A 17,498-nucleotide genomic window follows, 5' to 3' on the forward strand; every position below is an offset into this window, starting at 1 on the left:
CTACGTGAAGGCCCGGTGCGTCGCGCCGAGTTCACTCAGCAGTTCCATGGCGCGGGGCCAGCGGCCGTAGCCGGACGCGGGGTTGAGGTGGCCCACCGGCCCGAGGTCCACGAGGCGGCTGCCCCAGTAGGCGGCCAGGGCACTCGCCCGGTCGAAGGGCGCCAAGGGGTCGTTCCTGCTCGCGGCGACGACACTGGGAAAGGGGAGCCGCTCGCGCGGGACCGGTGACCAGCCGTGCTCGCGCAACTCCCTGCGGGAGGGGTAGCCGTCGGGCAGTTCGGCGTCGAAGTCGGGTGGGGCGGCGAGCAGCGCTCCGACGACGCGTGCGCTGTGCTGCCGCGCCCAGTGGACGGTGGTCAGTACGCCCGCGCTGTGCGCCACCAGGAGAACTGGCCCGGGTGTGTCACTCAACTCTCGTTGCAGTGACTCCACTTGTCCGGCTCGGCTGAGGCGATCGCGCTCCAGGGGTGGAACGGTGCGGGAGTGGGGGAGTTCGTGGGCGAGGTGGGTCTGCCAGTGGTCCGGGACGTGGTCCCGCAGGCCGGGGACGATCACCACGGTGGGCGGTTCCGGGTTGTTCATGGTGTTCCTGTCAATCATGGCGAGGGCTCCAAGGGGGTCGGTCGGCACAGGTCCTTCTCGTACGTGCTTCTGCCGATGGCGAAGGCCGTGGCACCCAGGAGTGCGACCAGCGGGATCACGCGCAGCGCCCCGGCCAGGCCCAGCTGGTCGGCGAGCATCCCGGTCAGGGCGGGGCCGGGCGCCAGGCCGATGAGGCTGTTGGCGAGGGTGAGCGTGGCGAGCGCCGTCGCCGCGATGGCAGCGGGCGTCAGGCTCGCCACCATCGCCGCCGCGGGGCCCGACGTGCCGCCCGCGAGCAGCGTGCCGAGGCCGACGAGAGCGAGCTGCGCCGGTCCGGTAGGCAGCAGGAAGCCGGTGGTCAGGAGGGTCAGCGAGCCGAGGCTGCAGACGATCGCCACGCTCCAGTTGCGGATCGGCGCCGCACGGCTGAGCCGGTCGGCGACGGCGCCACAGGCGATCATCCCGATCCCGCCGATGAGGGCGAACACCCCTGCCGCCAGGCCCGCCTTGCTCGTCGGCAGCCCGTACGCCCGGTCCAGATAGCTGGGCATCCACGTCAGCAGCGCCATCGCCAGGAACATCTGCAGTCCGCTGCCGACGTAGGCGCAGATGACGGAGGCCGAGTTGAACAGGTGGGGCAACTGCGGGCGGACCGATGGGTGTTGGGTGCCCTCGGAGCGCCGCCCGGCGCCGCCGATCCGTCGTTCCTTGACGACGAGGCCGTAGACGACCGCGAGCACGAGCCCGTACAGGCCCATCACGCCGAACGCCCAGCGCCAGCCGTGCGCCTGCGCCACGATGCCGCCGACCGAGACACCGAGGACGGACCCGAACGAACCCCCGGCCATGAACGCACCGGCCAGTGTCGCCCGCAAGGCCACAGGGAAGACGCTGAGAACGACCGCGATGCCGACGCTGCCGTAGGCCGCTTCCCCGATGCCGACCAAGAAGCGGGCCAGGAACATCTCGCCGTAGCCCGCCGCGACGGCGCAGCCCAGGGTCGCCAGGCTCCACACCGTGGCGGCCGCGACCAGGATGCGCACCCGCCCCCAGCGGTCCGCGAGCAGGGACAGCGGGAAGGTCAGCACGCCGACCATGAGCGCGACGACACCGCTCAGGGAGCCCAACTGGCCATCGGAGAGCAGCCATTGGGCCTTGAGTATCGGGAAGACGGCGTTGAGCACCTGCCGGGACATGTAGTCGGACAGCAGCAGGGCGAAACTCAGCGCGAACACCAGCCACGCGTAGCGCCGCGACACGATCGGAGGGGCGTCCACGGCCTCCGATGTCAGGACGGGCCCCGCCATCAGAACGGTCGGTCGCCGGTGATGCCGGCGCGCTCCATGCGGCGCACGGCGGGCCAGTAGTCCTGGACGGCGTAGTGCTGGGTGGAGCGGTTGTCCCAGATCGCGACGGAGTCCGGGCTCCAGCGCCAGCGCACCTGGTACTCGGGGACGGCCGCCTGGCTGATCAGATAGCGCAGGAGGTCGGCGGCGCCGGGCGCGTAGTCCTGGCCGAAGCGCACGTTCTCGGGACGGTGGTAGTTCACGAAGTGCGTGGTGAACGCATTGACGAAGAGGATCTTCTCGCCGGTCTCGGGGTGCCTGCGCACCACGGGGTGTTCCGCGTCGGGGAAGCGCTCCTTGAGCGCGTGCCGCTCCGCCGTCGGCAGAGCCGCGCCGAACGTCGCCTCGATGCTGTGCCGGGCGCGCAGCCCTTCGATGCGCTGCTTGACCCGGTCGGGCAGGCGCCGGTACGCCTCGGCCATGTCGATCCACATGGTGTCGCCGCCGACCGGCGGGCCCTCGATGCAGCGCAGCACCGCGCCCATCGGCGGGGACTCGCGCCATGTCGCGTCGCAGTGCAGGGCGTTCTCGTAGTGCTCGGGCTTGCTGTCGAGGTCCTTGTAGATGCGGACGAGGCCGGGGTGCTCGGGGTCGCTGCCCGCCACCGGATGGTCCTCCAGCGGGCCGAAGCGGGAGGCGAAGGTGACGTGTTCGGCCCGCGACATGTTCTGGTCGCGCAGGAACAACACCTTGTATTGGAGGAGGAGTTGACGGATCTCGGCGAACAGCTCCTCCTCGCGGGCGGCGTCGCTGAGCTGGACCCCGTGCAGCTCGGCGCCGAGTGTGCAGGTCAGGGGTTCGACGGTGAGGGCGGTACGGACAGGCATGGGTACTCCCGGAGAAGCGCGGAGATGTTCAGAGGACGAAGACGGACGAGCCCGTCGTGCGGCCCGACTCCAGGGCGCGGTGCGCGTCCACCGCGTCCGGCAGCGCGAACCGCTGCGGGATCCGGACCGTGATCCGGCCGGCCGCCACATGGCCGAACAACTCCCCGGCGAGGGCGGCCCGTTCGGCCGGATCGGCGATGTAGTCGGCCAGCGCGGGCCGCGTCACGAACAGTGAGCCGTGGACGGCCAGTTGCATGGCGTCCAGCGGTGGCACACCCGATGCCGTGCCGAAGCACACCAGCAGTCCGCGGCGGCGCAGCGAGGCCATCGACGCCTCGACCGTGTCCTTGCCGATGCTGTCGAGGACGAGCGGAACGCCCTCCCCGTCGGTGAGTTCACGGACCCGCTCCGGGACGTTCTCGCGCCGGTACAGGATGGTGTGGTCGCAGCCGTGCTCGCGGGCGACGGCCGCCTTCTCCTCCGTGGAGACCGTGCCGATGACCCTGATGCCGAGCAGCTTCGCCCACTGGGTGAGGATCAGCCCGACGCCACCGGCCGCCGCGTGCAGCAGGATCGTGTCGCCCGCCTTCAACGGATGGATGCGGCGCAGCAGGTACGCGGAGGTCAGGCCGCGCATCGTCATGGCCGCGGCCGTGTCGAAGCCGATCGCGTCCGGGAGCTTGATCAGGGACCCTGTGGGCATCACGCGCTCGGTGCTGTACGCGCCGAGCGGGCTTCCCGTGTACGTGACCCGGTCGCCCTCGGCGAACTCCGTCACGCCCGGTCCCACGGCCAGGATCACGCCTGAGCCCTCGACGCCGAGCCCCGCTGGCAGGGGCGCCGGGTACAGGCCGGTGCGGAAATAGGTGTCGGCGAAGTTCAGGCCGACCGCCTGATGCCGGATGCGCACCTCGCCGGGGCCCGGGGCGTCCACGGCGACCTGTTCCCAGCGCAGCACATCGGGGCCGCCCGTCTCGTGGAAACGGACCGCGTACGCCATCAGTTCTTGCCCTCGGTCGCGACGGGACGCAGCATCGAACCGCGTTGCCCGGGGCGGCGGTTGGGTACCATGCCGAGCTGCGCGAGGGTCTCTTCGGTGGTGTCGTACCACTCGCCGAGCCGGTAGATCTCCCGCGCCTCGGGCCCGGAGGCCACCTCGCGGCCGACGGCGTCGGCGATCCGTACCATCTGCTCGACCTGCTGCACCGACGACATCCGCTCGCCCTTGCGGCTCCACAGGTTGTCCTCGTTGCCGACCCGGACGTGTGCGCCGAGCGCGATCCCGACCGCGTTCATGGGAGCCACCGCGCGCATCGAGGCCTCGATGGTGAGCACCGCGCCGTCAGGAACCCGTCGGATGAACTCGACCAGGTCGGCGGGGTGCCGGCCCGCGAACCCGCCGCCGATCGCCACGTAGTTGAGGACGAGCGGGCCGTGGTACTCGCCCTTGCGGACGAGGCGCTCGACCGTCTCCAGCTGGGACAGGTTGGCGAGTTGGAAGTGCGGCTGGATGCCGTTCGCCCGCAACCGCTTCAGGTGCTCCAGGTAGAACTCGGGACCCGCCTCGACGACCATGTCCCGATACGCCTTGTAGTAGCCCGGCTTGGCGATGGACGTGCCCTCGATGTCGGCGTCGTCGAAGATCTCGACGATGTTCATCTGGTTGGTGTTGATGGCGATGGTGACCTGGTCGGGTGCCGGCGAGACCTCCGCGAGCATGTGGCGGGTGTCGTAGCTGAGCCACTGCGCGTCACCGCCCTCGTCCTCGGGCGCGAAGGAGATCGAGCCGCCGATCTGCAGCACCATGTCCGGCACGGCCTCCCGCAGCCGGCCCATCAGCTCGTTGAACATCGACAGGCGCTTCGAGCCGTGCCCGTCCGGTTCGCGTACGTGGATGTGCAGCACTGTGGCGCCCGCGTTGTAGCAGTCCACGGCGGCCCGGACATGCTCGTCCATGGTCATCGGCAGGTCGTCGGCGTCGCCGGGCAGCCACTCGGGGCCGTACGGCGCGGCCTGGATGACCAGCTTCTGCTGGTTCTCGGGGTAGAGGGAATCGTCGTGGAAATGCATGGGTTTGCTCCCCTTCGGTGCGGTTTCTCGCCTACCACCGCCACGTTAAGGAGGGGTTACGCGGCCCGCTTAACCGAAAGGGACAGCCAACTTGTCACTTGGGGACAGGGGTTGATCTCCCCGCTGTCCCCGATCTCTCCGCTGTCTCCGAACTCCCCGTACGTTGGGCCCGCCAAGCCCGCGGCGTACAGCCGAACTGGTCGCGGAACCACCGTGAGAAGCCGCTGGGTGCGGAGAAGCCGAGGAGGAGTGAGACCTCGGTCAGCGGATGGCGCGGATTCGCCACCAACTGCTCGGCGAGGCGGGCGCGGGTGGCGTTGAGCAGCGAGGAGAACGTGTGCTCCGCCGATGCCAGATGACGGTGCACCGTCCTGCGGTCCACGCCGAGACTGTGCGCGACCGCCTCGATGGAGCAGCGCCCCGTCGGCAGCAGCGCCTCGATCAACTCCCGCACCTGATCGACCAGGGCGGCCCCGCGCGGCTCGGTGACCGAGTCGAAGTACTGGCGGGCGTAGGCGTGCAGGAGCGGATCCGAGTGCGGATTGGGGGCGTCGAGGTCACGCGCGTGCAGCACCAGGCCGTTGAACGCGCGGCCGAACTCCACGGCGGGGCCGAACAGGCGGTGGTGTGTGCCGGGTTCGGTGGGCGCCGGGTGGGTGAAACAGATGGCGGCAGGGCGGCAGCGGTCGCCCAGTATCTCCCGTACGACGTGGTGGAAGACGCCCACGGCCAGCTCCGTCGCCTGACGTGTGGGCGCCGGCTCACCGGATTCGAGCCACACCTTCAGCACCGACCGCCCCTCCGACTCGTCGAGCCGGCCGTGCAGCATCTCGTTGTACGCGTCCTCGTGGCGGATCAGCAGATCGAGCGCGCTGCGCAGGGTCGGCTCCTCGCGCGCCACCAGGCTGATCGGCCCCAGGTTCGCGAACCGCCGCCGTCCGGCGAGCAGCAGCCCGAAGTCCTCGCGGCCCGCCACGGCGGCCGACCGTTCGAGCAGCCGGGTCACGGCGGGCCCGGGGATCCACCGGTCCTGTACGGAGAGTTCGGCGGGGCGCAGGCCCACCTCGCGCAGCAGCGGATCCGGGGCGATGCCGAGCGAGCGGGCGAGCGGGACGTAGCCGCTGAGCGCGGCGCTGCGGACGCGGGGCTTCATGGGCACGCTCCTTGCCTGTCCCCGTTGGATAAGTCGTACGTCACGAGGGGGCAAGCGGGGGACCGGACCGCGACCTAGCGTGGCAGCGCCGCGACGGTCCCCGAGGCCACCCGGTCACGGAGTTACCGAACGCCAGGAAACCGGCCGGACAGCGCGTTGACAAGGCACCGGCCGAAGATCAGCCCTCGAAGGAGCCGCATGACCAACCTTGCCACCCTCCTCGTCACAGCCGCCCGGGAGCACGGCGACCGGCCGGCCGTGCGACAGGGCGGGGACCGTCTCACGTATGAGCGGCTCGGCGATGCCTGTGCCCGGTTCGCCTCGCTGTTGGGGGAGCGGGGCGTGCGGACCGGTGACCGGGTGGCCATGGCCGTGCCCAATGTCGTCGACTTCCCTGTCGCCTACTACGGCATCCTCGCCGCGGGCGCCGTGGTGGTCCCGCTGAACCCGCTGCTGAAGTCCCGGGAATTCGCCCACGTGCTGGGGGACTGCGAGCCTCGTGTCGTGGTGACGGCGGCCTCGTGTGCGGGCGAGGTCACTGCCGCTGCCGCGCCGACGGGTAGGCCCTGTCTGACCGCGGGGACGGAGGAGTTCGCCCAACTGCTGCGTGAAGCCGAGCCGTTGAGGTCGATCGTCGAGCGCGCCGACCACGACACCGCCGTGATCCTCTACACCTCGGGGACGACAGGAGCGCCCAAAGGGGCCGAGCTCACCCATCGCAATCTCGCCGCCAACGCGCGCACCGTCGCGCGCGGCATCCTCCGGATCGACCGGGACGACGTGGTCTTCGGCGGGCTCCCGCTGTTCCACGCGTTCGGCCAGACCTGCGCGCTCAACGCCGCCGTGAGCGCGGGCGCGACGCTCACCCTGCTGCCCCGGTTCGACGCCGGGGCGGCGCTGGAGACCATGGCACGCGACGGAGTCACGCTCTTCCTCGGGGTGCCGACGATGTACGCCGCCCTGCTCCATGGAGGCGTGGGGATGGGGATACGGCCCGGACGGCTGCGGCTCGCCGTCTCGGGCGGCGCCTCCCTGCCGGTCCAGACGCTGCACGCCTTCGAGCGCACGTACGGGGTGCCGATCCTGGAGGGCTACGGGCTGTCCGAGACATCCCCGGTCGCCACGTTCAATCCGCCGGACGGACCCCGCCGACCCGGCTCGATCGGGCTGCCCGTCGACGGCGTCGCGCTCCGCCTCCTCGACGACGCCGGGCAGCCCGTCGAGGTGGGCGAGGTGGGCGAGATAGTGATCCGCGGCGACAACGTCATGAAGGGCTACTGGAACCGCGCGGCGGCGACCCGTGAGGCCTTCACGGACGGCTGGCTGCGGACCGGGGACCTCGCCCGCGTCGACGACGACGGCTACTACTACGTCGTCGACCGGAAGAAGGACCTCATCATCCGCTCCGGCTACAACGTCTACCCGCGGGAGATCGAGGAAGTGCTCCACGAGCATCCCGCCGTCGCGGAGGCCGCCGTGCTCGGCGTCCCGCACGAGACCCACGGCGAGGAGGTCGTCGCCGTCGTGAGCCTGCGCGTCGGCGAGCGCGCCGAGCCCGAGGCCATCCGCGAGTTCGTCCGGGAACGGGTCGCCGCCTACAAGTACCCGCGCCGCGTGCGGATCGTGGCCGCCCTGCCGAAGGGGGCGACCGGCAAGATCCTCAAGCGCGAGCTCGCCGACGGCTAGTTGAGCTCGTCCGGGTGCGGACCCGTGCGCAGGTCGCGGTCGAGGGTGGCGATGGAGGCCAGCTCGTCGTCCGTGAGCGTGAAGTCGAAGACGTCGAGGTTCTCGCGGATGCGTGCCGGCGTCACGGACTTGGGGATCACGACGTTGCCGAGCTGGAGGTGCCAGCGCAGCACGACCTGGGCGGGCGACTTGCCGTGGCGGGCGGCGATGGTGGTGATCGCCTCGTCGCCGAGGACCGCGCCCTGCGCGAGCGGGCTCCACGCCTCGGTGGCGATGCCGAGGTCGGCGTGCACGGCGCGCAGCTCGCTCTGCTGGAGGCCCGGGTGCAACTCGACCTGGTTCACGGCGGGGACGAGCCGCGTGTCCTCCAGGAGCCGCTCGATGTGCGCGGGCTGGAAGTTGGAGACGCCCGCGGCGCGGATCCGGCCGTCGGCGACCAGCTTCTCGATGGCCTTCCAGGTCTCGCGGTAGAGGTCGCGTTCCGGGGTCGGCCAGTGGATGAGGTACAGGTCGACGTGGTCGAGGCCGAGCTTGGCCAGGCTGGCCTCGAAGGCCGCCAGAGTGGCGTCGTAGCCCTGGTCGGCGTTCCACAGTTTGGTCGTGATGAACAGGTCCTCGCGGGCGATGCCGGAGGTGGCGAGCGCGCGGCCGACGCCGGTCTCGTTCCCGTAGATCGCCGCGGTGTCGATGCTGCGGTAACCGGCCTCGAGCGCGGCGGTCACGGCCGCGGTGGTCTCGTCGTCCGGCACCTGGAAGACGCCGAAGCCCAGCTGAGGGATCTCGACGCCGTTGTTGAGGGTGACGGTGGGGATGGTGGACGGTGCCATGGATTGGGTGGCCTCTCAGGTGGTACGGGCCCTACGGGTGCTTACGCAGCCCGACGGTAATTGCAGGCGCGGGTTAATTGCAAACGCACGTATCGCGGGCTTGCATTTACCGCCGTGTGCAACCATTGGCCGGATGAAGGCGATCACTCTGAACGGATACGGCGACCCCGACGTGCTGCGGCTCACCGACCTCCCCGACCCGAAGGTCGCACCTGGGGAGGTGCTGATCCGGGTCCGGGCCGCCGGGGTCAACCCGGTCGACTGGAAGCTCGCCGCGGGCGGCCTCGACCCGATCATGGAGACACACTTCCCCCTCGTCCCCGGCTGGGACGTGGCCGGAGTGGTCGAGCGCGTCGGCTTCGACGTCGAGGAGTACGCGCCCGGCGACGAGGTCTTCGGCTACATCCGTAAGGACGCCGCCCAGCTCGGCGCCTACGCCGAATACGTCTCCGCGCACGTGCGCATGCTGGCCCGCAAGCCCGCCGCGCTCTCCTGGGAGCAGGCCGCGGGCGTGCCGCTCGCCGGGCTCACGGCCTACCAGGCCATCAAGCGCGTGGGTGTCGGCGCGGGGGACACCGTCCTGGTGCACGCGGCCGCGGGCGGCGTCGGCTCGTTCGCCGTCCAGATCGCGGTGGCGCTCGGGGCCCGCGTGATCGGCACGGCGAGCGCCCACAACCACGACTTCGTAAGGGAGTTGGGGGCGCGACCCGTGACCTACGGCCCCGGACTCGCCGACCGCGTCGCGGAGCTGGCGCCCGAGGGCGTCGGTGCTGCGCTCGACTTCGTCGGTGGCGCGGAAGCCGTGGAGACCTCGCTGCGGCTGCTCGACCGGCCCGACCGGTTCGCGTCCATCGTCGAGGCGGAGGCCGCCGAGAAGGGCGGCCACTACGTGTGGGTCCGCCCGGACCCGGCCGATCTCACGGCGCTCGCCGACCTCGCCGACGCGGGGAAGCTGACCGTGCCCGTCACGCAGGTGCTGCCGCTCGCCGAGGCGGCACAGGCCTGGCGGCTCAACGCCGAGGGGCACACGCGGGGCAAGCTCGTGCTGTCCGTGGACTGAGCTGCTGCGCTGTGTCGCGGTGAGCCCCTGCGGGGCGTTTATGCGGAGTGGTCCCGCGACCCGTCCACGTACGGGGCCAGCTCCGTCCGCTTCGCCGCCCGGCCGTCGCCCGACGACCTTCCTGTCAGGCGGCGTCCGATCCACGGCGCCAGGTGCTGCTTCGCGAAGCGGGCGTCGGCCACCCGGCGCGACATCCAGTTCGGCGGGAGCGCGAACGGCAGCGCGGCGCGCCAGTCGGACTCCGCTTCGTAACCGAGGCCCTGCCAGACCGCCTCGGCGACCCGGCGGTGGCCCTCCGCGGTGAGGTGCAGCCGGTCCACGTCCCACAGGCGCTGGTCGCCGAGGACCGGCGCGCCGTACAGGTCGACGACGAGGGCGTCGTGCTTCGCCGCCAGCTCGTCGATGCAGGTGAACAGCTCCTCCATGCGCGGCCGGAAGCGCTCCATCACCGGGCCGTTGCGGCCGGGGCTGCGCATCAGGACGAGCTGCTCGCAGGACGGGGCCAGCGTCTCCACGGCCCGTGTCAGCAGATCGCGGACGCGGACCATGTCGCACTTGGGGCGCAGGGTGTCATTGAGGCCGCCGACCAGGGTCACCACATTGGCCTTCATGGCCGCGGCGACGTCGATCTGCTCGTCGACGATCTGGCCGATGAGCTTGCCGCGTACGGCGAGGTTCGCGTAGCGGAAGTCCGGGGTGTGCGCGGCCATCCGGGCGGCGAGGAGGTCGGCCCATCCCCGGTAGGAACCGTCCGGCAGCAGGTCCGACATGCCTTCGGTGAAGGAGTCGCCGACCGCGACGAGGCTGGTGTGTTGGGGGTTCGTGTTCGTGTGCATGGCTTCGTAGATCGTATCCCGAGGCAACGAAGTGGTGGGCGCCGCGGGGCTGGGCAGCGGCGCCCGGCGGCGGTATGCCAGGAGCGGGCGCCACCAACGGCACCGCGAACGGGGGAGTACGTCATGTGGAGCATCGGATTCTGGAAGGCCACCGCCGAGCGCGCGATCCGGACGTTCGCGCAGGCCCTCGCGGCCGTGCTGGTCGCCGGCGCGACGAATCTGCTGGACGTCGACTGGGCCGCGGCACTCGGCACCGCGGGCCTCGCCGCACTGCTTGCCGTCCTCACGGCGGTCGGCACCGCGGGCATCGGGGCGCACGGGCCGGGCGTGCTCGAAACGCCTGCGCAGGCCCCCGCTACGCCCGCCACTCCCGACCCGCCCGCCACCCGCACCTGACGGCCCGCGGGCTCACACCGGCTGGCCGAACAGCTCCCGCAGCACGTCCTCCATGGTCACCAGACCGGCGAGCCGGCCGTCCGCGCCGAGCACCGCCGCGACGTGCGTACGGCTGCTGCGCATCGCGGTCAGCACGTCGTCCAGCGGCGTCGTCTCCCGCACGCGCGCGATGGACCGCATGTCCGGCACCCGGAACGGCAGGTCCCGCGGCATCGCGTCCAGGGCGTCCTTCACGTGGAGGTAGCCGACGATCCGCCGGCCCTCGTCCACCACGGGGAAGCGCGAGAAACCGGACTCGGCGGAGAGCCGCTCCAGCCCCTCGGGCGTGACGCCCACGCGCGCGTAGACGACCCTTTCGATCGGCAGGACGACGTCCTTGATGGGCCTGCGGCCCAGTTCCAGCGCGTCGTGCAGACGCTCCTGCGCGCGGTCGTCGATCAGGCCCGCCTCGGAGGAGTCCTTGACCATGCGGGCCAGCTCGTCGTCCGAGAATGTCGCCGTGACCTCGTCCTTCGCCTCCACGCGGAGCAGCTTGAGCAGCCCGTTCGCGAAGGCGTTGATCGCGAAGATCACCGGGCGCAGGGCGCGCGCGATGGTGACCAGGGGCGGGCCGAGCAGCAGCGCCGAGCGGACCGGCTCGGCGAGCGCGATGTTCTTCGGCACCATCTCGCCGAGCAGCATGTGCAGATACGTCGCCACGGCCAGCGCGATCACGAACGAGATCGGATGGATCAGGCCGTGCGGCACGCCGACCGCGTCGAACGTGGGCTCCAGCAGATGCGCGATGGCCGGCTCGGCCACGATGCCGAGCACCAGCGTGCACAGCGTGATGCCGAGCTGCGCCGCGGCGAGCAGCGCCGACACGTGCTGAAGGCCCCACATGACGCTGCGCGCGCGCCGGTCGCCCTCCTCCGCGTACGGCTCGATCTGGCTGCGGCGCACCGAGATCAGCGCGAATTCGCCGCCCACGAAGAAGGCGTTGACGAAGAGTGTCGCCAGGCCGATGAGCAATTGGATCGCGGTCATCGGGCCGCCCCCTTCTCCTGAGACGCCTTGTCGGAGCTGTCGGAGCTGTCGGAGCTGTCGGACCTGTTGGCTTTGGCGGACCTGTTGACCTTGGCGGACCTGTTCGCCGCCCTGGACCTGGCGGTCACCCGGCCGGGCTTCGTCTCGTCCGCCGTCCCGCGGTCCTCGGGGTCCGGGGTCGGCGGCGCGTGCAGCAGTACGCGGGCCGCGCGGTGCCCGTGCGCGTCGACGACGTCGAGCCGCCACCCGGTGACCTCGACGCTGTCGCCGATGTCCGGGATCCGGCCCAGCTCCGTCGCGACGAGGCCGGCGAGCGTCTCGTACGGCCCGTCCGGCGCGCGCAGCCCGACCCGGGCGAGCTGGTCGGTGCGGGCGGCGCCGTCGGCGGAGTACAGCGCCCGGCCCTCCGGGTCGGTGCCGGCGGCCGCGATGTCGGAGGTCTCGTGCGGGTCGTGCTCGTCGCGGACCTCGCCGACGACCTCCTCGACGATGTCCTCCAGGGTGGCGACACCGGCCGTGCCACCGTACTCGTCGATGACCACGGCCATCGTCCGCTTGCCGGAGAGCCGGTCGAGCAGCCGGTCCACGGTCAGCGTCTCCGGCACGAGCAGCGGCTCGCGCAGCAGGTCGGCGACGCCCTTGCGGGACCGCTGCTCGTCGGGCACGGCGAGGACGTCCTTGATGTGCACGACGCCGACGACCGAGTCGAGACTGCCGCGGTAGACGGGGAAGCGGGACAGGCCGGTGGCCCGCGTCGCATTCGCCACGTCCTCGCAGGTGGCCTGCAGGTCGAGGGCCATGACCTGGACGCGCGGCGTCATCACGTTCTCCGCGGTCAGGTCGGCGAGGTTCAGGGTGCGTACGAACAGCTCGGCGGTGTCCGCCTCCAGGGCGCCCTCCTTCGCCGAGTGCCGGGCGAGCGCCATCAGCTCCTGCGGGCCGCGCGCGGAGGCCAGCTCCTCGGTCGGCTCGATGCCGAAGCGGCGCACGAGCCGGTTCGCGGTGTTGTTGAGGTGCGTGATGAACGGGCGGAACGCCGCGCTGAACAAGCGCTGCGGCGTCGCCACCTTCTTCGCCACGGCCAGCGGGGCCGAGATCGCCCAGTTCTTCGGTACCAGCTCGCCGACGACCATCAGGAACACCGTCGACAGGGCGGTGCCGAGCACCAGGGCGACCGAGCTGGAGGCCCCCTCGGACAGGCCGAGGGACTGCAGCGGCTCCGACAGGAGCTTGGAGATGGACGGCTCGGCGAGCATGCCGACGACCAGGTTGGTGACGGTGATGCCGAGCTGGGCGCCGGAGAGCTGGAAGGTGAGGTTCTTGACGGCCCGCAGAGCGCCGGCCGCGCCGTGCTCACCGCGCTCCACGGCCTCTTCGAGATCCGCGCGCTCGACGGTCGTGAGCGAGAACTCCGCCGCGACGAACGCGCCGCAGGCCAGTGAGAGCAGGACTGCGACGGCGAGCAGCAGTACTTCGGTCATCGGAACGTCACCTCCGTCCCATGATCGGCCAGGGCCGGGACAGATGCGCGCTCGTGGGGGCCGCGCGGGGGGACGAAACGGGGACTGGGAGGCTCGCCCATGGGCGGACGCTCACACCTTTCATAGGAGTTCGTGTAACCCATCCATGGTAAAGGACCAGCAAAGCGATATTTCCGGCTGCCGGAACCGTCAGTCGGTGAGCGGCTTGACCCACCGGGACCACTGCGGCTGCGGCGCGTACCCCGCCGCCTGCCACGCGAGGTGCGCCCGCTCGTTCCGGTCCAGGACCATGGCGTCTGCGCGGCGCCCGCCGAGCGCGACGAAGCGCTCCTCCGCCGCCGCGAGCAGCGCGCTCCCGATGCCCTGACGCCGCGCCTGTGGATGCACCGCGAGCCGGTACAGATGGCAGCGCCAGCCGTCGAACCCGGCGATGACCGTGCCCACGAGCTCCCCGTCGCGCTCGGCGAGCAGCAGGGCCTCGGGATCCCGCTCGACCAGGCGCTCGACGCCCGTCCGGTCGTCGCTGATGCTGGTGCCCTCCGCGGCCTCCTTCCAGAACGCGAGCGCGGCGTCGAGATCGGCGGGTCCTGCGGCACGTACACGAAGATCGCTCATGCGCCGATCCCATCACCGCGGCCCGCCGGCCGCCGCCGATTTCACATGCCGGACGCTCGGTGGACCTCCACAGCCTTTCGATCAGCGGCCCCGCAGTTGTTCGATCACCGGCGCGAGTGCCTCCATGAACGGCTCCAGGACCGTGATGTACGAGAACCCGAACCGCTCGCGCTGCGCCAGCAGTTGCTCGACGATCTGCTCGACGGTGCCGACGAGCAGCAGCGGTGAGTCCAGGACCTGCTCCTCGGTGAGCCGCGGCAGATGTTCGAGGAGGGGGCGGGCGGCGGCGGGCCGGTCGTCCGTCACCGCCACCAGATGTACGAGCAGGTTGAGTTCGGCGCTCTCCGGGCGGTCGGCGGCGAACTTCCGGTACGTCTCGACCCGCTCCTCCAACTCGTCACCGGTCAGCGGTTCGAGCCCGCCCGCGTTCCCCGCGGGTGCGCGGGCGCCGCTGAACGCGGCGATGTCGGCGTGCTCGGCCGTGATCCGCAGCATCCGGTCGCCGTTGGCGCCGATCAGGAGCGGGGGCCGGGGCCCCTGGTCGGGGGCGGCGAGCAGCCGGTCCAGCTCGGTGACGGTGTGCTTCAGATGCCCGACCCGGCTGCCGGGCGTGCCCCACTCCAGGCCGGCCTGCTCGAACTCCTCGCGTACGTAGCCGGTGCCGAGGCCGAGCTCGAGACGGCCGCCGGTGAGCGCGACGGTGGTGGTGATCTCGCGGGCGAGCAACACCGGGTTCCAGAACGCACAGTTGAGGACGAACGTGCCCACCTTCGGCCGGCTCGTCGCGTCGGCCGCCGCCACGAGCGAGGGGAACGGCGACGGGGCGCCCAAATGGTCGGGTACGAGGATCACGTCGTAGCCGAGCTCCTCGGCCCGCCGGCACTTGGCGCGCCACGCGTCGTCCGGCGCCGGGGTGACCAGGTTGACGCCGAAACGGAACGGGCGCGCCGTCGCCGGACCTTCCCTACTCATGAACTCTCCTCGAAACGTGGACAGTTGCTTCGGAACGACCCTACGTCCGGCCCGCTATTCGTGCGCGATCGCCGCCAGCACGTTCAGCCGCGAGGCCCGCAGCGCCGGCAGCAGCGCCGCCGCGAGTCCCACGACCACCGAGCCGACCACCACCGCGACGATCGTCGACCACGGGATCGCCAGAGCCTTCATGCCCTCCAGGGAGAGCACCCGCTGGGCGACCACGCCCCATATGAGGCCGAGCGCGAGCCCGAGCACCGCCCCGAACACGGCGATCACCACCGACTCCAGGCGGATCATGAGCCGCAACTGGCGTCGCGCGAGCCCGATCGCCCGCAGCAGGCCCATCTCCCGCGTGCGTTCCACGACCGACAGGGCAAGGGTGTTGACCACCCCGAGGACCGCGATGACGATCGCCAGGCCGAGCAGCGCGTACACCAGATAGAGCAGCACCGCTATCTGCCCGTGGATCAGTTCCTTGTAGTCGGCGAGGTCGCGCACCTGCACCTGCGGATACGGGTCGAGCGTCTTCTCAAGGCGCTCGCGCAACACGTCGGGCGAGGTGCCGGAGGAGGCGTTGACGTACACCGCCGAGTCCTGGCCGCCCGGCGCGAACCTCTCCAGCGTGGCCAGGCCCATCGCGAAGCCACCGGACATGCCGAAGTCGTTCGCCTCCTGGTCGGTCAGGGCGCCCACGGTCAGCTTCGTGCGCTTCCCGCCGGGGAACTCCACGGGCAGGACGCTGCCGATCCGCGCTTCGTGCTCGTCGGCGAACTCCTTCTGGAGCAGCAGATGCCGGGGCGCCAGGCCCGTGGCGCTGCTGCCCCGCGCGTACGTGACATGCGCGACGCCGTCGACGCGCCGGTCCCACCCGGAGGCCGTCGTCTTCACGCGCTTTCCGTCCGGCATGCGCACGGCGAGCGCGCTGAAGCGCTGGCGCACGACCAGGCCCACGCCGTCCGTCGCCCGAATCTTCCGCGTGACCTCCTGTGGGAACGGCATGAAGTTGGCGTTCTGCACGGTGAAGTCGGCGCCCAGCGTGTCGTCGATCTGCTGGTCGAACGACTTGCTCATGGAGGCGGATGCCACCGACATCCCCGCCACCAGGGCGAGGCCCACCATCAGGGCGGCGGCCGTCGCGCCCGTCCTGCGCGGGTTGCGCAGCGCGTTGCGCTGGCTCATCCGGCCGATCGAGCCGAACACCCTGGGGAACGTGCCGCCGAGGACCCGGATCACGGGACGTACGAGAAGGGGCCCCGCGACGACCGTCGCGAGCAGCGTGAGGACGATGCCGAGGCCGAGCAGCGAGGCCGCGGTCCCGGTCTCGTCCGCCGTCCAGCAGCCGATCAGCGCCGCGGCGCCCGCCACGCCGATCACCGAGCCCACCACCGCCCGCACCTTCAACGGCCGCCCCACGCCCGCGATCTCGGCGTCGGCGAGCGCGGCCATCGGGGAGACGCGGGCCGCGCGCCGCGACGGCAGGTACGCGGCCACGAACGTGACCCCGACGCCGACCGCGAACGACACGACAGGCGTGCCCCAACCCACCACCATCTCCGTGGACTTGAGGTTCATCCCGAAGACGCCCATCACCTTGATGAGCCCGACCGCGAGCCCCACGCCGAGCGCGAACCCGGCCGCCGAGCCCACGAGCCCGAGCAGCACCGCCTCCGTAAGGACGGAGCGCCGCACCTGCCGGCGGTCCGCGCCGAGCGCGCGGAGCAGCCCCAACTCCCGAGTCCGCTGGGCGATCAGCATCGAGAACGTGTTGACGATGAGGAACACGCCGACCAGGACGGCGATCCCGGCGAAGCCGAGCATCACGTACTTGATGACGTCGAGGAATCCGCCCAGGTCCGCGGCGGCCGACTTGGCGTCCTCGGCGGCCGTCTTCACGTCGTAGGACCCGCCCAGCTCCTGCCCGATCCGCCGCTTGAGCGTCGCGTCGGCGACACCCGGAGCCGCGTCCACCGCGATGCTCGTCGCCCGGCCGCTGCCGCCGAGCAGCTTGCGCTGTGCGGTGCCGGTGTCGAGGAAGACGAGGGCCGCGCCCGGGTTCGTCGTACGGAACGTGGCGATGCCCACGACCTCGACCTTGAACGAGCCGGGCTTGGCGAGGATGGTGAGCGGGTCCCCGATGCGCACGTGCTTCTTGTCGGCGGTGTCCGCGTCGAGCAGCGCCTGGCGGGCGCCGCGCGGTGCGTGCCCCGAGGTCAGACGCACCGGACTGCGGTCCGTGGGCTCCCAGTTGGTGGCGATCGTGGGCGCGCCGGTGGTCGGTCCGACCGACTTGTTGTGCCGGTCGACGACGGTGATGTTCTCGACCCCGGCGTCGATGTGTGTGGCGGCCACGCCGTCGACCCGGTCGATCCGCCCGGCCAGCGAGGCGGGCACCGTACGCACCGTGCCCGACGGCACCGACTCGTCGAAGTCGTCCTCCGCGGGGGCCACCCGCACATCCGCCGACGTCGACGCGAAGAGCCGGTCGAAGGTGCGCGACACGGTGTCCGAGAAGATCAGGCTGCCCGCGACGAACGCCACCGACAGGACGACGGCGAGCGCGGACAGGACGAGGCGCCCCTTGTGCGCCAGGAAGCTCCGTAACGTCGCCTTCAGCACGG

16 protein-coding genes are annotated in these 17,498 nt (G+C 71.4%); 3 read left to right on the forward strand and 13 right to left on the reverse strand.

Annotated features, from left to right (window positions below):
- From ACWD2L_RS20010 to ACWD2L_RS20035, 6 genes are all read right to left on the reverse strand, one after another.
- Positions 1–600, reverse strand: a complete 600-nt coding sequence (locus ACWD2L_RS20010) for an RBBP9/YdeN family alpha/beta hydrolase (protein ID WP_351331149.1) — start codon at positions 598–600, stop codon at positions 1–3.
- A complete protein-coding gene (locus ACWD2L_RS20015; RefSeq protein ID WP_351331148.1) occupies positions 597–1,889 on the reverse strand; it encodes an MFS transporter in 1,293 nt (430 codons plus the stop codon). The genes ACWD2L_RS20010 and ACWD2L_RS20015 overlap by 4 nt, the downstream gene beginning before the upstream one ends.
- Positions 1,889–2,755 (reverse strand): TauD/TfdA dioxygenase family protein, encoded by an 867-nt coding sequence (locus ACWD2L_RS20020; RefSeq protein WP_351331147.1) that lies wholly within the window; start codon positions 2,753–2,755, stop codon positions 1,889–1,891. Before ACWD2L_RS20020 ends, ACWD2L_RS20015 begins: the two co-directional genes overlap by 1 nt.
- Positions 2,756–2,783: 28 nt before the next feature.
- The gene (locus tag ACWD2L_RS20025) at positions 2,784–3,755 is read right to left on the reverse strand and encodes a quinone oxidoreductase family protein (protein ID WP_351331146.1); all 972 of its coding nucleotides are present in this window, start codon (positions 3,753–3,755) and stop codon (positions 2,784–2,786) included.
- Entirely contained in the window at positions 3,755–4,825 is a 1,071-nt protein-coding gene (locus tag ACWD2L_RS20030; protein WP_351331145.1) for a BKACE family enzyme, read from the reverse strand. Before ACWD2L_RS20030 ends, ACWD2L_RS20025 begins: the two co-directional genes overlap by 1 nt.
- A gap of 94 nt (positions 4,826–4,919) precedes the next feature.
- On the reverse strand, positions 4,920–5,978 hold the full coding sequence (locus ACWD2L_RS20035; protein ID WP_351331144.1) for an AraC family transcriptional regulator: 1,059 nt from the start codon (positions 5,976–5,978) through the stop codon (positions 4,920–4,922).
- A gap of 198 nt (positions 5,979–6,176) precedes the next feature.
- On the opposite strand from ACWD2L_RS20035, the gene ACWD2L_RS20040 reads away from it, so the two are divergent.
- Positions 6,177–7,664 carry a long-chain-fatty-acid--CoA ligase gene (locus ACWD2L_RS20040; protein ID WP_451190379.1) on the forward strand — a complete coding sequence of 496 codons (1,488 nt, stop codon included), beginning with the start codon at positions 6,177–6,179 and terminating at the stop codon, positions 7,662–7,664.
- On the opposite strand, the gene ACWD2L_RS20045 is transcribed toward ACWD2L_RS20040, so the two are convergent.
- Positions 7,661–8,491 (reverse strand): aldo/keto reductase, encoded by an 831-nt coding sequence (locus tag ACWD2L_RS20045; RefSeq protein WP_351331142.1) that lies wholly within the window; start codon positions 8,489–8,491, stop codon positions 7,661–7,663. The two genes, ACWD2L_RS20040 and ACWD2L_RS20045, sit on opposite strands and share 4 nt — an antisense overlap.
- A gap of 133 nt (positions 8,492–8,624) precedes the next feature.
- On the opposite strand from ACWD2L_RS20045, the gene ACWD2L_RS20050 reads away from it, so the two are divergent.
- Positions 8,625–9,551 (forward strand): NADP-dependent oxidoreductase, encoded by a 927-nt coding sequence (locus tag ACWD2L_RS20050; protein WP_351331141.1) that lies wholly within the window; start codon positions 8,625–8,627, stop codon positions 9,549–9,551.
- A 38-nt stretch (positions 9,552–9,589) separates the two neighbouring features.
- On the opposite strand, the gene ACWD2L_RS20055 is transcribed toward ACWD2L_RS20050, so the two are convergent.
- Complete coding sequence (locus ACWD2L_RS20055; RefSeq protein ID WP_351331140.1) at positions 9,590–10,387, reverse strand: SGNH/GDSL hydrolase family protein; 798 nt, start codon at positions 10,385–10,387, stop codon at positions 9,590–9,592.
- Between the two features lie 123 nt (positions 10,388–10,510).
- Here ACWD2L_RS20055 and ACWD2L_RS20060 point away from each other — a divergent pair, with 123 nt between their 5' ends.
- The gene (locus tag ACWD2L_RS20060; protein WP_351331139.1) at positions 10,511–10,783 is read left to right on the forward strand and encodes a holin; all 273 of its coding nucleotides are present in this window, start codon (positions 10,511–10,513) and stop codon (positions 10,781–10,783) included.
- Positions 10,784–10,795: 12 nt separating this feature from the next.
- On the opposite strand, the gene ACWD2L_RS20065 is transcribed toward ACWD2L_RS20060, so the two are convergent.
- The 5 genes from ACWD2L_RS20065 to ACWD2L_RS20085 form a co-directional block, all read right to left on the reverse strand.
- On the reverse strand, positions 10,796–11,809 hold the full coding sequence (locus ACWD2L_RS20065) for a hemolysin family protein (RefSeq protein ID WP_351331138.1): 1,014 nt from the start codon (positions 11,807–11,809) through the stop codon (positions 10,796–10,798).
- Positions 11,806–13,290: a hemolysin family protein gene (locus tag ACWD2L_RS20070; protein WP_351331137.1), complete on the reverse strand. Its 1,485-nt coding sequence runs from the start codon at positions 13,288–13,290 to the stop codon at positions 11,806–11,808. The genes ACWD2L_RS20065 and ACWD2L_RS20070 overlap by 4 nt, the downstream gene beginning before the upstream one ends.
- A 189-nt stretch (positions 13,291–13,479) precedes the next feature.
- Positions 13,480–13,905 carry a GNAT family N-acetyltransferase gene (locus ACWD2L_RS20075; protein ID WP_351331136.1) on the reverse strand — a complete coding sequence of 142 codons (426 nt, stop codon included), beginning with the start codon at positions 13,903–13,905 and terminating at the stop codon, positions 13,480–13,482.
- An 81-nt stretch (positions 13,906–13,986) separates the two neighbouring features.
- On the reverse strand, positions 13,987–14,877 hold the full coding sequence (locus tag ACWD2L_RS20080) for an LLM class F420-dependent oxidoreductase (protein WP_351331135.1): 891 nt from the start codon (positions 14,875–14,877) through the stop codon (positions 13,987–13,989).
- A 54-nt stretch (positions 14,878–14,931) separates the two neighbouring features.
- The gene (locus ACWD2L_RS20085) at positions 14,932–17,496 is read right to left on the reverse strand and encodes an ABC transporter permease (RefSeq protein ID WP_351331134.1); all 2,565 of its coding nucleotides are present in this window, start codon (positions 17,494–17,496) and stop codon (positions 14,932–14,934) included.
- Between the last annotated feature and the right edge of the window lie 2 nt (positions 17,497–17,498).

The organism is Streptomyces sp. NPDC002754 (assembly GCF_053592315.1).